The organism is Sporosarcina aquimarina (assembly GCF_033253705.1).
GTDB lineage: Bacteria > Bacillota > Bacilli > Bacillales_A > Planococcaceae > Sporosarcina > Sporosarcina aquimarina.
Genome location: NZ_JAUBDH010000003.1, coordinates 79,826 through 91,896 on the forward strand (window position 1 = coordinate 79,826; position 12,071 = coordinate 91,896).

Here is a 12,071-nt window from a genome sequence, read left to right on the forward strand (position 1 = left end):
GAAGTGCTTTTTTATGTTAGCTGTATAGGTTTCGTCCGCAGTTCTAATTTGAAGAAAATTCCTAGGATTGCCCCGAAGAGAGCATGTCCAATTAGCCAATATAGAAGTGCAATGCCATCTGTGAGTTCAGGTGTACGTTCGGATAATGCAGTAGTTGGAAATAGCGCAATGCCGATTAGTATACTGACCGCTGTGCAAATCCTGATTGCCCGGAGTTTCCAGGATGGACGCAATCGGTACATAACGTAAAAACCAATTGCAACGGCAACTGAAACTACCAGATGGAATACGATTTCGATCCACTCAGGAAATGCGATCGTTCCTATTATGGGTATGTAATCGACGTTCAGCAAGAATGTATAGACTTTCTTGCCAGTGGCGAATTCAATCCATTTAAACAAAAAAGTTAAGATGAAGCCGCCGGCTAGACCATACAGTGAGGATAATGCAAGACTTCTGATACTCAGTTTCATGAGGATCCCTCTTTTTCACCTTTAATTAGGGCATACGCATCGAGTGCGCGTTTACGTGCAGTGGCGTGATCGACAATCGGAAAAGGATACGTTACACCAAGAACAATATCCGCTTCCTCTAAAACCTCTTTTGGTGCTGCCTGGGGTTCATATAAGTGTTTATCGGGCAATGCAGCTAATTCAGGAAGCCATTTCCGTATATACACTCCATGCTCATCGAATTTTTTAGATTGGGTGGTTGGGTTAAAAATCCGGAAATAGGGTGCCGCATCGAATCCAGAACCAGCCACCCACTGCCACCCGAGTGTGTTATTGGCGATATCGTAATCGACAAGAGTTTCTTGAAACCATTGTGCACCGATGCGCCAGTCAATAAGTAAGTGTTTAACTAGAAATGAAGCTGCAACCATCCGAACGCGGTTATGCATCGTACCTGTTTGCCATAGTTCGCGCATCCCTGCATCGACTAGCGGATAGCCCGTTTTTCCTTCTTTCCAAGCAGTCAAACTTTCAGAATCATCACTCCAAGGGAAATTGAGAAATTCTTTACGCAGCGGCTGATTCACAATATCCGGAAAATGAAACAGCTGATAATATGAAAATTCTCGCCATGCCAATTGCCGCAGAAACGGTTCAGGTTGTGCTGCATCTCCTTCCTGCTGAGCACGATACACAGCATGCCAAAGCCCACGAATACTCATGTTGCCTGATGCTAAAAAGCCCGAAAGTTTGGATGTCCCGTCAATTCCAGGATAATCGCGCAACATGACATACTTATTCAATATCTGATCTCTAAAGTGAGCCCATCGTTCAAACGATTCGGTTTCACCAGGCGTCCATGTTTCCTCAATTGTCTTATCCCAGCCCAGTGAAGAACGCAGTCCCGATTTCTCTAAAGGAATCATTTCACTATACTCTGCAATCCAGCATGACAAAGAAGTAGGGGCCGCTATTGGCCAAGGGATCGTCTGTTGCTGAAGTGACTTCCAGAACGCTCCAAAGACTTTGTACGGCTGACCTGCCCCGGTTTTCAAAGTATCGGGATCCAGCAACATATCCGGAGGGAAACGTCGAATATCTAATGAAGTACAGTTCAGGTTTTCAAGTAAAGAGGTTTCGGCCCTTCTAGAAACTGGATCGATTTGTCCGTTAAAAAATAACGCATCTGCATTGGTTTCTTGTGCAATTTTGCATAAGACATCTGCTGGCGACCCCTTTACAACTAAAAGTGAATTGCCTAATTCAGCAAGCTGCTGCTGTAATCCTAAAAGGGATTGAGATAGCCACCAGTCTGCGGCAGTTGGAGATGAATGATCTGGAAGGATGAATACTGGTAATACGTCTCCACACTCAGATGCTTCTTTTAAAGCAGGATGATTATGTAAACGCAAATCTTGTCTGAACCAAACAATCGTTTTCAAGCAATCCCTCCTAAAAAAGGACCGCACAAATTGCGGCCCTTGAATTATTTTCATTATACAGGTGACGGTGACGGCTTTCCAAAAAAGTACCCTTGGAACAACTCATACCCTCTATTTTTAAGCCACACAAAATCTTCTTCATTTTCAATCCCTTCAGCTAAAGGAACCGAACCGCTTTCCTTTGCCTTCATGAGAAATGATTCTGCATTCTCCTGTTTCTTTGCATCCGAGGATACACCATCTACAAAAGATCTATCCAATTTCATATAATGGGGCTGCAATTCAGCTAGCAGTTCTACAGTACTATACCCTTCCCCGACATCATCTAAAGCGTAATGGAAACCTTTTTCACGGTAATAGCGCAATATTGATTTTAAATGCTCTACGTCTTCTACTTCATCCGTTTCTACGACTTCAAAGACAAGTTGGAAAGGATCAATATTGTATTGTGCGGCAACTGCAACAGTGGACTGCAAGCAAAATTCTGGAGAATAGATTGAAGTCGGTATGAAATTGATAAACGCTTTTTTATTAACGAGTGGTGCCGCATGACGCACCGCAGTGATTCGACACAACCGATCCAATGCATAAAGTCTACCTCGTGTCCGTGCTGCATTAAACGCTTCATCTGGATAAATCATCTGGCCGTCAGGGGAGTGGAATCGAGCTAGTAACTCATAACCAAACACTTTACGTTCTCCGTCGACAATTGGCTGGTAATAAGAAATAACACGTTCGTTTTGTATCAGTTCATCTATCCATTCTGTCGAAAATACATTATGTACTTCAGTAAACGGACGCCAATCGACTTCCCCTGCGATACGAAAAGACAACAGGGACTGATCCAAATGATCGGCAGCAAAATCGACTAAGTCCCTGAGCCCAGCTTCTGAAACTGATAATAGTGTGCTCTCCTTCCCATAATCAGCTGTCAATTCATGATTCCGTTTCAACTGACTTACCAACAGTTCTCTTTGACTACTATCCGTGCTCATCACTTCAAACTGTAAATCTGTAATAATACATGCGGATCTACAACCCATTTTAAAGCCTCCGTCCTATTCCTATTACATAAAGTCTTATTTTATAGTATATTCTAATCGATAACTCCTAATAAATGCAATAGTTTACATACAAAGTGCCTATTCCAAAAACAAAACAACAGCATGCCCTTATGAACTAAAGGTAGCATGCTGTCTTAAAGAACCTATGTGAAATTAAGTAGATAACCCTGTTCCAGGAGTATCTGTGTGTTTACGTTCAGGTGGTTCTGTTGTCACTTCTTGTGTTGTATCGACTTCAGATTCAATCGTTTTACCAAGAATATAATATTCCGTTTCTTCTTGAGACAAACTATTATATTTCTTCTGGATGACCAAATAAAAGATCCCACCTAAAACTCCCCAACAAATGAGTAATACATATGAAGGTGTTGTCAATGAAGCTGGTGAGAATGGAACAAGAAGTAATAATAAGAATGCAAAGCTTGCAATCATACCGATTAACGCAAGTCCTTTTTTAACAGGAGCAATTTCACGATTCGCTTCTTCGGATTTCCATGCCAGTACTTTGTAAGCTGCAAAACATGTAAATAGATAAGCGACAGATACGCCTGTAGAAGACATATCGACAATCCAAGATAGCGCCTGACGGCCGAACCATGGAGTTGGCAGTGTGATTAGTGTCACAAACCAAATTCCCCATACTGGCGTTTGGTTCTTTTTAGAAATAGTTCTAAACATGTCTGGCAGTGCACGAGCACGAGCCATTGAAAAGAGCAGTCGGCTGGATGACATATAGAAGCCATTCAGTCCTGTGAAGATTCCCATCATGATTGCAACGGCCATGACGAGTAATCCGCCATATCCGAGTGCGGAGTTAACCACTTCACCCGTCAGCCAAAGACTGCCATCTCCTACATTCGAACCTGTCGGGAATGACCAGGCAGTTAGTCCAATCATAACGGCATAAATCAGGAACGAAGTGAAGAGTGATGCGACAATCAGCATTGTTGCTTTACGCGGGGAAAAGTTAAACTCTTCCGCAGCTTGCGGGACATTGTCGAATCCAACATACGCCCAAGGTGCAATTGCTAAAATGACTAAAATCGAAGTGATGATCGATTGGTTGCCACTAAACAATGGCTTCATATTTTCAAAAGGTGATTCTGTAATACCAAATGTGAAGACTCCAAGTAAAACTACGCCACTCACTAAAAGTACACTAAAGTAAAATTGTATACGTCCAGAGATATCAGTTCCTGTTGTGTTTATCAAAGCAAAGAGCAGAATAATGACAGAAGAAATGATAACTTCCGGCAAGTAGACATCCCATCCAGCTATACTATACAAATAGAATTGTTTCATAAATCCAGGTGCTAAAAACTTCAATAGCAGCGAAAACGCTGAAGCATTAAGTGCCACAATTGATATGTATCCTAAAGATAAAAACCAACCGCATATAAATGCCCATTTCTTCCCTGCTCCTATGAAGGCGTATGTAAAGCCTCCCCCAGAGACTGGGAATTTTTTAATCATTACACCATAGCTTGATGCGATGATCATCATAACAAGCGCTCCAATTAGCAAACCGATCATGGCGCCGAGTGGTCCGGATTCTCCTATCCAATCACCGGGAAGTATGAAAGCTCCCCATCCCACGGATGAGCCGAGTGCAATTGCAAACACCCATGACGGCTTTAGCGTTTTGGTTAATTTTCTGCGCTTCTGATGCGCATCTGTTTGGTCCATATGTAAGTTCCCCCTAAAAAATCTTTCTTGGAATTATTCCCTACTCAAGTAAATTGAAACCTCCATAACTAAAAATAAATTGAAAACGCTTTCAATCATTCTACGAGTAAGGGTTTTTCAAAGCAAGTAAAACGACCAAGTCTTAAAATGTTTCAGAAAAAGTGTCACGGGTATTCTCAAACTAGCAACGAAAACTGCTAACAAACCCTATAGGAGGCGTTTTAACATGGTAAAACGACAAGTAGTAGGCTATTATGACAGTGAAAACGATGCAATTCTAGCAATCGAAGATTTGAAGAGACAAGGTTTCTCATCAGACGAGATTTCAGTTATCAGTAAAGAACGTGAACAAGTAGATACAGTCGTTGAAGAAACAGGAACACATGCAACGGATGGCGCAGCTACAGGTGCCGCAACTGGCGGTGTCCTAGGTGGACTCGGAGGTGTTCTTGCAGGTATTGGTGCTCTCGCTATCCCAGGAATCGGGCCAATTATTGCAGCAGGACCGATTGTAGCAGGTATCACGGGAGCTGCAGCAGGCGCGGGTGTCGGCGGTCTGGCTGGAGCACTTATCGGAATGGGAATTCCTGAAGAGGAAGCGCATCGCTATAACGATCATTTCGATGAAGGTAAAATCTTAGTACTCGTGGATGGAGATTATCCACGCAGAAAAGATCACGATTTGGATGAATACAATCGTACTCTTTTATAATATGACCCCCCTTCCCCTTTTTCATTTGAAAAAGGGGTTTTTATTGTGTACATCGAAAATCAGCGTGACCCGTGTTATACTTAAGCAATGGCATGGAAAGAACGGAGGCGGAATGGAATATGCAATATAACCAACAAAAAATGGCGCAGCTTGTGAAAAGAGAGCCTGAGCTTTCTACACGATTAACTCAGATTATGAAAGAGCACGAGCTGGAGCGTGCTTTCGCGTTGAAAGCTTTGTATCATGCAGAAGTGAAAGATAGCGGAAGGTTTATGAAGCCATATCAAGAGTTATAAGAAGAAAAAAGCACGGACACCCCGTTATTGACGGAGCGTCCGTGCTTTTTCAATGTAGTAATGTTACCCATGTTCGTTAGCATGAGCCTATTCTTAATAGTAGGGAGAGATTAAGAGATAGACCAAAACACCAGTAAAGCTGACATAGAGCCAGATTGGCATTGTGAAGCGGACGATTTTACGATGGCGTTCTATTTCTCCGTTCCATGCACGGGCTACGCTTGTTAATGCAAGTGGCACGATGGCCGCAGCTAGGAGGATGTGCGTAATCAGTATGAAGAAGTAGAATCCTTTCATGAACCCGCTGCCGCCATAGACGGTCGATTCTGCCAAGAAATGATACATTACATAGGTGATCAAGAAGAAGAAGGTGGTCACAAATGCAGCGTAGATGAATCCTTTATGTACTTTGATATTGCGCTTTTTAATGGCGATTAATGCTCCAACTAAAAATAAAAATGTAAATGTGTTAAAGATGGCATTCATCATCGGAAGAATTGTAATATCGAATGCGTCAAAGTTTTTTGCACCTGGGATTCCTGACAGAACTCCGATAGCCCCGATTAAGATAATTGATACAATGATGATGAACGGTTTGTAATTCCGCTTCTTTATAGGCGTTTCAATTGTAGAAGACGCATTTTTCAACGCTACCACTCCATTGCTAGTAAATTGTCGTACTTTGCCAGTTTACCATATGAGCAAAGTACGAGCCACTTCACATCAGCCTAAAGTGCGCGCTAAGAACGCTTTTGTCCGATTTTGTGTCGGATTTGTTAACATCACAGCAGGAATACCTTCTTCGACAATTTGTCCATCTGCCATAAACAGTGCTTTTGTTGCAACATCTTTCGCAAACGACATTTCATGCGTTACGACAATCATCGTCATATTCTCTTCCGCCAATTTTTTCATAACTTCTAGCACTTCCCCAGTCAATTCCGGATCGAGTGCAGATGTCGGTTCATCGAACAAGAGAATTTCCGGTTCCATCATCAGCGCACGCGCGATTGCAACTCGCTGCTTTTGTCCGCCTGACAGATTAGCGGGATAAGCGTCGACTTTGTCTGCAAGACCAACTTTCGACAGAAGCTCTGTAATCCGTGACGCAAGTTTCTCTTTGGCTTCTCCTTTAACAAGTTTCGGAGCAAGCGCCAAGTTCTGTTTCACAGTTAAGTGCGGGAACAAGTTGAAATGCTGAAACACCATCCCAATCCGTCTGCCGATTTTACGGATTTCTGGAGTGCTTGCGTAAACTCCATCTGCTACTAGCGCTTCCCCGTCGATTCGGATGGTTCCGCCTTCAATCTCCTCTAGGTGTGCGAGACTGCGAAGCATCGTACTTTTCCCCGATCCTGAAGGACCAATGACCGCAACCACTTCGTTTTTCTCAACCTGGAAGGTAATCTGTTTCAGGACTTCAATATCTCCAAATGATTTTTTCATATCGACTACATCTATCAATGCCATTGCTCTTCACCTTCCTCATACATAATGGAATCTTCGTTCTAACCACTTGAACACAAGCGTCAATACCGCTGTAATCAGCAAATAGATGAGCCCTGCCATCACAAATGGAACGATCGTAAAGTCTCGGTTAACTGCCGTCTGCGCAAAGTGCAGTAATTCTGGGACAGCGACCGCATACAACAACGCTGTATCTTTTACGAGTGTCACGGATTCATTTGCTAGTGCAGGAAGCGCAATTCGAATCATTTGTGGAATGACAATGCGTGTCGTTGTCTGCCATTTGTTCAGTCCGAGCACTTGTGCTGCTTCATATTGTCCCTTGTCAATTGAGAGTAATCCACCACGGAAAATTTCGGCGAAATACGCTGCATAGTTCAGTACAAAAGCTAGTGCAGCCGCAGCAAAACGATCCATAACTAGGTATTCCCCAATGACCGGGATAAGTGGTAATCCAAACACGAAGAACAATAATTGCAATAAGAGCGGTGTTCCCCTCATGAGGTAGATGTACGTGTTGGCGAGCCACGACAACGGTTTAAACTTACTGTTAACCGCTAGTGTAAGTAAGAAACCGAGCGGGATCGAAGCAACGATTGCGATAACAAACAACAGAATCGTTGCTTTGGCCCCTTCAAGCATTGGTTTTAAAATCGATAATAAATAATCTGGCGACATGAATATCCCTCCAACCTAACTAGAAACCGTGACTTACTTCAGTACTTTGTTTTCACCAAACCACGTTTCGGAAATTTGTGCTGCTGTTCCATCTTCGTTCATTGTATCGAGCGCATCCTGTAATTTTTCCAATAAATCTTCATTACCTTTTTTCACACCAACACCGTATTCTTCAGGAGCAAGTGTTTCGTCAAGTACTTTAAACGTATCATCTTCTTTAGACATGTAATAGTCGATTACGACTTCATCGATAATGACGGCTTGCACTCGCTTACTTTTTAAATCAGACAGTGCCAAAACATTATCCGCAAATTCTGTTTTGTTTTTCACTTTATCCGCAATTGGATTTGCTTCTAACGCATCAGCTGCTGAAGACAATGCTTGAAGACCGACTGTTTTGCCTTCAAGATCTGCTAGGTTCTTAATATCCGAGTCTTTGAGTACAGCGACAACTTGTGCATTACTTAAATAAGGTTTTGTGAAAAGAACTTTCTTTTTCCGGTCTTCTGTAATCGTATACCCATTCCAGATAAGATCGATGCGTCCGCTTGCTAACTCTGTTTCTTTTGCTTTCCAATCGATCGGCTGGAATTTTACTTTCAACCCCATGTGCTGTGCGGCAGCTTTTGCATAATCGATGTCAAATCCGGTAAGCTCATTCGCTTCATCTCGAAATCCCATTGGTGCGAATTTATCATCCACTCCGATTACCAGTTCCTTTTCCCCGCTTGCATCTTCTTTTGAATCCCCACATCCAGCTAACAATGCAATAATTCCTAAACCTGCTAATGCAACTTTCATCTTCTTTATATTCATAATTGGTTCCTCCGCTTCATCGCTTTAGTCTGTTAAAGTAATAATAGAATATCATATAAATTGAAGAATGCAAAGCATAAACTACGTAAATTTCATCTCTTATTATTGAAACCGTTTCCAAACGTAATCGTATATACTTAGTACATAGGAGGTGGGATTATATGGACCCATATGGTAATTCGTTCTTGGGTGGATTCCCTGTATTTTTCGTCATCATTTTTGTAATCATTGCAGGTATGATTATTTTTACGCTCATTAAAGGAGCTGCAGAATGGAGTAAAAACAACAATTCACCACGAGTCACTGTTGCTGCTCATCTCAAAACCAAGCGAACCAAAACATCCGGCGGCAGTGGTGATTCTGCGGCAACTACTTCTTATTATGTGACGTTCGAATACGAAAGTGGTGATCGTCAGGAATTTAGTGTATCAGGGAAACAATATGGAATGCTTGCTGAGGGTGATATTGGCAAGTTAAGTTTTCAAGGTACACGTTTCTTGGAGTTTGAACGAATTCATTCTTAAAAAAACGGCTCTCCATGTGCTGGAGAACCGTTTTTATTATTGAACAGCAGGGCGTTTTGTACGGGCGAACAACAAGTAAAGAATAAGCGCTACGACAATCAGTCCCGCTAGAATCATATACAAGTCACGATAGCCATAAGCAGTTGCCACATTTCCTAAGAAGTATGGCCCGAAACCGAAACCGAAGTCCAAAAAGATATAGAATGTAGAAGTTGCAATTCCAATTCGTTTGATCGGAACGCCAATAAGAGAAATCGCTTGAGCACAGGATTGGAAGTTACCGAATCCTAGACCGATAATGGCACCGGCTACAAGCAAGATGAAACCAGTATGTGTTTGACTAAGAAGTAATAAACCTCCCGCAAACAAAACTAATGATGGCACGACGACAAACGTTCCGCCTTTCCTATCAAGCAATTTTCCTGAAAATGGACGGGAGAACAAAATTGCAAATGCATAAACAAGGAAGAAAAAACTGGCTGCATCGACAAGATCCGCTTCTTTTGCATAAAACGAAATAAACGACAAAACTCCTGAATATCCGATACCCGCAAGCAATGTAATGAAGGCAATCGGTAATGCGGACTTTTCGATATAATTCGCAATTCCTTTTGGTGCGTCTTTTGGTTCGACAACTTCTTGTGGTGCTTCTTCTGGACGTTTTTCGACAAAGAAGAACATTGCCAATCCAATAATACCAAGGACTAAACTGAAGATGAAGATCCATGTGAAGTCTACGTGCTGACTTAAGTAAATTCCAAAAAACGGACCGATTGCAGTTGCCAGAACGGTACTCAAACTGAAATACCCGATTCCCTCGCCCCGTCTAGATGGCGGAATAATTTGGGCAATTACAGTTCCCGTTGCGGTTGAGGCAATGCCGAGTCCAAGCCCGTGTATAAAGCGGACGATTAAAAGAACGGGCAGAGAATGTGCGATGAAATACAATGCAACCCCTACCACTGAAAGAATCAATCCAGCGAGTAAGATCCGACGGCTGCCGACACTTTCAATTACTCTGCCCGTAGCAAGACGGGCTAATAACGTACCAATGATGAATATTCCTGAAACCAATCCTGCCATACTTGCAGAAGCGCTGTATTCTTCAACTGCAAAGGGCGCGATAGTCACCATTAACATATACATGACAAGCATTAAGAAAAAGTTGATGATGGATATAAATATAAAGTCCTTTGTCCATAAGTTTTGTTTCTTTTCCATATAAAGACCCTCTCCGTTAGTTATTTAAATTGTTGTATGCGTGATCGAGCACCTGTTTTGCAGCGTGTATGTCCTTCTCAGGAATGTCTGCTAAAATTTGTTCATAAACCGGAAGAAGTTTTTCTTGAATTTCTTTTGTGATCTTCTGACCATCAATTGACAATTTCAATAACTTCTCGCGCTTATCTTGCCCTTGAGTTACGTCAAGATACCCCATTTCATGAAGTCGTTTCACTACTTTTGTAACAGACGGTTTTTCCATCATCTGTTCTTCAGCAATTTCTGCTGAAGTCATCTCACCTTTTCGTGATAACAAGCTCAGGATTGTCCATTGCGCGTTATACAAGTCGTAATGTAACAACAGCTTATTTAGCTGATTTACCACAGGTCGATACAATTTGACATAGCTCCTGAAAAATTGATGTTCAATATGCATAGTCTCGCCTCATTTCAAGTTTAAATGATTAGTTAGCCTATCTAATTATTTAAGTATACGCCTATATTTTTTGTTTGTAAACGATGTGGATTCAAAATATTTAAGGCATGTACACAAAATAATTTAACGATTCATTAAGCTATAGTATGTGGCCATTTAGGTTAATTAAAAGAAAAAACGACCACCATTAATAGGAAGTCGTTTTTTGTCACTAGATCGATCTTAGTAGGAAGACCAGCCGTTATCTGCCTGCATAATCACACCGTTTACGTAAGAAGATTCATCTGACGCTAAGAATAAAGCGATGTTCGCGATTTCTTCTTTAGTACCTGGGCGGCTTAATTGGATAACACCTTTCATCGCCTGTTCCATACCATGCTTGTCTGGCTGGACTAAGTTATTTGTAATATTCGTCGGAACGGTTGCAGGTGCAATTGCGTTACAGCGGATATTCAAATGAGCGTAATGAGACGCTACGTTTTTCGTCATCCCAGCAACTGCGTGTTTAGAAGCTGTGTATGCAAGTCCCCCGCGCCCGCCAGTCAGTGCAGAAATGGAAGCCATATTGACAATTACGCCAGCTTGTTTTTCTTCAAAAATGGAAAGCGCCTTACGCGTTGCACGCATGACTCCTGTTGTATTAATCGCCAATACTTTGTCCCACACATCATCAGTAATCGTCCCAGCAGAATACATGTTGTCCATAATTCCGGCGTTATTCACTAGAATGTCAAGTGTGCCGAACGTTTCAACAGCTGTATCGATCATGCGCTGTACGTCTTCTTCAACAGTAACATTCGTCATTATTGCAAGTGCTTCCCCGCCTGCTGCTTTAATCGTTTGAACGGTTTCTTCCGCACCATCCATATTCATATCTGCGATAACCACTTTTGCACCTTCACGTGCATACAGTTCTGCAATCTCGCGACCGAGTCCTGATCCTGCACCGGTGACTACTGCTACTTTCTGTTCTAATCGTTTCAACAAAATCGCCCCTTCAATTGTGATTGTATTTATTAGTTCAGTATACACTTTAATACTAAATTATTAAAATAATTGCATTCACCACAAAAAAAGCAGAGAGTGGTTGTCCTAATTGAAAGTTTGACGTATACTAATATAGTTAAATCCCAACTGTCTCAGTAGCTCAGGGGATAGAGCAACAGCCTCCTAAGCTGTGGGTCGCAGGTTCGATTCCTGCCTGGGACGTAAAGTTTCGAGATGCGGTTCCACCTAAATGTCAGTGTGCATCGGTTCGACCAGATTCATAATTAAAA

The 12,071-nt window shown here is 42.1% G+C and carries 14 protein-coding genes and 1 tRNA gene; 4 read left to right on the plus strand and 11 right to left on the minus strand.

Annotated features, from left to right (window positions below):
• Positions 1-11: 11 nt before the first annotated feature.
• From QT716_RS05570 to QT716_RS05585, 4 genes are all read right to left on the minus strand, one after another.
• Positions 12-473, minus strand: coding sequence for a hypothetical protein (locus tag QT716_RS05570; protein ID WP_317935057.1), 462 nt, complete (start codon positions 471-473; stop codon positions 12-14).
• On the minus strand, positions 470-1,894 hold the full coding sequence (locus QT716_RS05575; RefSeq protein WP_317935058.1) for a cryptochrome/photolyase family protein: 1,425 nt from the start codon (positions 1,892-1,894) through the stop codon (positions 470-472). Before QT716_RS05575 ends, QT716_RS05570 begins: the two co-directional genes overlap by 4 nt.
• Positions 1,895-1,947: 53 nt before the next feature.
• Positions 1,948-2,937: an EAL domain-containing protein gene (locus QT716_RS05580; protein ID WP_317935059.1), complete on the minus strand. Its 990-nt coding sequence runs from the start codon at positions 2,935-2,937 to the stop codon at positions 1,948-1,950.
• 174 nt (positions 2,938-3,111) lie between these two features.
• Entirely contained in the window at positions 3,112-4,644 is a 1,533-nt protein-coding gene (locus tag QT716_RS05585; RefSeq protein WP_317935060.1) for an APC family permease, read from the minus strand.
• A 226-nt stretch (positions 4,645-4,870) separates the two neighbouring features.
• Here QT716_RS05585 and QT716_RS05590 point away from each other — a divergent pair, with 226 nt between their 5' ends.
• Both QT716_RS05590 and QT716_RS05595 read left to right on the plus strand, forming a co-directional pair.
• Positions 4,871-5,356: a general stress protein gene (locus tag QT716_RS05590; protein ID WP_317935061.1), complete on the plus strand. Its 486-nt coding sequence runs from the start codon at positions 4,871-4,873 to the stop codon at positions 5,354-5,356.
• Positions 5,357-5,448: 92 nt separating this feature from the next.
• Positions 5,449-5,652, plus strand: coding sequence for a hypothetical protein (locus tag QT716_RS05595; protein ID WP_398292524.1), 204 nt, complete (start codon positions 5,449-5,451; stop codon positions 5,650-5,652).
• A gap of 93 nt (positions 5,653-5,745) precedes the next feature.
• On the opposite strand, the gene QT716_RS05600 is transcribed toward QT716_RS05595, so the two are convergent.
• The 4 genes from QT716_RS05600 to QT716_RS05615 all read right to left on the minus strand — a co-directional run bounded on the left by QT716_RS05600 (position 5,746) and on the right by QT716_RS05615 (position 8,613).
• A complete protein-coding gene (locus QT716_RS05600; protein WP_317935062.1) occupies positions 5,746-6,300 on the minus strand; it encodes a DUF420 domain-containing protein in 555 nt (184 codons plus the stop codon).
• A 75-nt stretch (positions 6,301-6,375) separates the two neighbouring features.
• Positions 6,376-7,122 carry an amino acid ABC transporter ATP-binding protein gene (locus QT716_RS05605; RefSeq protein WP_317935063.1) on the minus strand — a complete coding sequence of 249 codons (747 nt, stop codon included), beginning with the start codon at positions 7,120-7,122 and terminating at the stop codon, positions 6,376-6,378.
• A 15-nt stretch (positions 7,123-7,137) separates the two neighbouring features.
• A complete protein-coding gene (locus tag QT716_RS05610; RefSeq protein ID WP_317935064.1) occupies positions 7,138-7,797 on the minus strand; it encodes an amino acid ABC transporter permease in 660 nt (219 codons plus the stop codon).
• Between the two features lie 33 nt (positions 7,798-7,830).
• Positions 7,831-8,613 carry an amino acid ABC transporter substrate-binding protein gene (locus tag QT716_RS05615; protein ID WP_398292529.1) on the minus strand — a complete coding sequence of 261 codons (783 nt, stop codon included), beginning with the start codon at positions 8,611-8,613 and terminating at the stop codon, positions 7,831-7,833.
• Between the two features lie 161 nt (positions 8,614-8,774).
• Here QT716_RS05615 and QT716_RS05620 point away from each other — a divergent pair, with 161 nt between their 5' ends.
• Positions 8,775-9,137 carry a DUF2500 domain-containing protein gene (locus QT716_RS05620; RefSeq protein ID WP_317935065.1) on the plus strand — a complete coding sequence of 121 codons (363 nt, stop codon included), beginning with the start codon at positions 8,775-8,777 and terminating at the stop codon, positions 9,135-9,137.
• A 36-nt stretch (positions 9,138-9,173) separates the two neighbouring features.
• On the opposite strand, the gene QT716_RS05625 is transcribed toward QT716_RS05620, so the two are convergent.
• From QT716_RS05625 to QT716_RS05635, 3 genes are all read right to left on the minus strand, one after another.
• A complete protein-coding gene (locus tag QT716_RS05625) occupies positions 9,174-10,358 on the minus strand; it encodes an MFS transporter (RefSeq protein ID WP_317935066.1) in 1,185 nt (394 codons plus the stop codon).
• A 16-nt stretch (positions 10,359-10,374) separates the two neighbouring features.
• Positions 10,375-10,794: a MarR family winged helix-turn-helix transcriptional regulator gene (locus tag QT716_RS05630; RefSeq protein WP_317935067.1), complete on the minus strand. Its 420-nt coding sequence runs from the start codon at positions 10,792-10,794 to the stop codon at positions 10,375-10,377.
• A gap of 222 nt (positions 10,795-11,016) precedes the next feature.
• The gene (locus tag QT716_RS05635) at positions 11,017-11,778 is read right to left on the minus strand and encodes a glucose 1-dehydrogenase (protein ID WP_317935068.1); all 762 of its coding nucleotides are present in this window, start codon (positions 11,776-11,778) and stop codon (positions 11,017-11,019) included.
• Between the two features lie 152 nt (positions 11,779-11,930).
• Between QT716_RS05635 and QT716_RS05640 the strand changes: the two genes are divergently transcribed.
• Positions 11,931-12,003, plus strand: a tRNA-Arg gene (locus tag QT716_RS05640).
• The last annotated feature ends 68 nt before the right edge of the window (positions 12,004-12,071 follow it).